2 protein-coding genes are annotated in these 1896 nt (G+C 46.8%); both read left to right on the forward strand.

Annotated features, from left to right (window positions below; all coding sequences use genetic code 11):
- Positions 1-80: 80 nt before the first annotated feature.
- Complete coding sequence (locus tag F6K38_RS40675; protein ID WP_008177637.1) at positions 81-344, forward strand: hypothetical protein; 264 nt, start codon at positions 81-83, stop codon at positions 342-344.
- Positions 345-439: 95 nt separating this feature from the next.
- A complete protein-coding gene (locus tag F6K38_RS40680) occupies positions 440-1849 on the forward strand; it encodes a hypothetical protein (RefSeq protein ID WP_052308405.1) in 1410 nt (469 codons plus the stop codon).
- Positions 1850-1896 lie beyond the last annotated feature (47 nt).

Genomic DNA, 1896 nt, shown 5'->3' on the forward strand with positions numbered 1-1896 from the left:
CCTAGGCTGTTCACTCTAGGACTTGATTGATGGGATGAGTTCATGCATAATCTGTGTGAAGAGGTTGCCAGGATCTGCCCATGATACAAGGATACAAAAGCTCAATTGAGCGTCTGGCCAATTTATTTAAGCAAAGCCGTGATCGTTGGAAGCAAAGAGCGAGTGAGAAGCAAAAGAAATTGCGAGCACAAGAAATCCGGATTCGGGACTTAGAGAAAAGTCGAGCCCTGTGGAAACGACGAGCCCAGATAGCGGAAAAGGAAGTGCGAGGGTATCGTCAACAGACCTCATCCCCATCGCTTAGCCCCCTGTCTGATCAGACAGCAGTCCCCCCCCGTCCTTAGGCGGCTCTGCCACCGTTGGGATCGTTGAAACCCAAGGCACCCTGTTAGCCAGCCACCATTATGGAGCATTGACGATTAGCTTAGCCATCTCGTTTGTGGTTGAAAGTTTAAGCAGTTTCCGGGGAGCCTCGAAAAATTTTGCCCTATTGAGTCGGTTCATCGGTCAAATTTTACCGAGTTATAGTAGTATTCGGCAATGGGTATTGCGGATGGGACTATACTTGCTACAGCGTCCGTGCGAGTATCGTCACGACTGGCTATACATTGCCGATCTTACCCTGGAATTAGGGGCTCACAAATGCTTAGTAGTGTTAGGAATCAGCCAAGCTCGGTGGAAGCAAATCGTCGAGCAATCAGCTGGGAAATTGTGCTATCAGGACTTGTCACTACTAGCGTTAAAGGTCATGAAGAGCACTAAAGGAGACTTGATCTACCCCATCCTCGAAGCGGTTGGTGACCAGGTCGGGGTCCCCTTACAGCTTGTCTCAGACCAAGGCAGTGATCTCTATAAGGGCATTCGCTTATACCATCAAGCTCATCCTTCTGTGCAGGTGACCTATGATGTGACTCATCAAAGTGCCCGATTACTCAAAGGTGAGTTAGAGCTCGATCCAATCTATCAGCGCTTTGTCAGTCGGTGTACCCGTACTCGTCAACAGTTGCAGCAGAGTCGATTATCTTTTTTAAGACCACCCGCACAACGATCCAAAGCTCGATACTTCAATATTGACACCTTATTGAAGTGGGCCAAACTCGTATTGGCCTATCAGAAGCAGCAGGATTTCTCAAGGGTCAATCCTGGCTACTGCTTAGATTCGAGTGCCTTAAAAACCTTGAGTGAGCAGTTGACTACTGAGGTCAATGCGGCCTTAAAACCCCTTAAACAAAAGCCATTTCCTGACCAGAAAGCCTTTATTGAAGCCCTCAAAGGGTGTCTTTCAGAGGCAGTTTTCTGTGACGTTGGTTCCTTAATTTGCCAAACCGCTGACCTCGGTAGACGGTACTTTGAGGAAAAATTGGGTTGGGTGTCGGACTATCAGGAGGCCCTCGAACCCTTCAACCAGATGCTTTTCTTAGTGCGCACCCTCCAATACCAGCTTAAGCATCAAGGGTTTAACCAACACTCGAAAACAGACTTTATCAAACAAACAGCTGATTTAACCTTATCGAAACGATTAGAGGACTTTTTGGCCAAGTTAATTGCCTATATTGACCATGAAACCACAGCATTGCCTCCTAATCAGCCCCTACTTGCCTCTTCTGATCTCATCGAGTCTGTGTTTGGTAAATATAAACTGTTTTCCCAAAGGTCATCCCTGAAGCATATGGGGCATTTACTCTTGACACTGCCTCTGCTCACCACCCAGTTGACCTCTGAACTTGTTAAAACTGCCATGGAAACAGTTTCCTTCTGTGATGTCCAACATTGGTATCGACAGCACTTTGGAGAATCTCCCTTGGCCAAGCGTCGGGCTATTTTTCAGACTACAAAAATTGACATATAAACTGCATGAACTTTTATCGGCATAAGGGATTCAAACTCAACAGCCTA

Origin of the sequence: Moorena sp. SIO3B2 (genome assembly GCF_010692525.1) — a bacterium.
In the GTDB taxonomy this organism is placed as follows: Bacteria; Cyanobacteriota; Cyanobacteriia; order Cyanobacteriales; family Coleofasciculaceae; genus Moorena; species Moorena producens.

Coding starts and splice junctions, on each gene's coding strand:
- F6K38_RS40675 (WP_008177637.1), top strand. CDS start 81: ATGATACAAGGATACAAAAGCTCAATTGAGCGTCTGGCCAATTTATTT.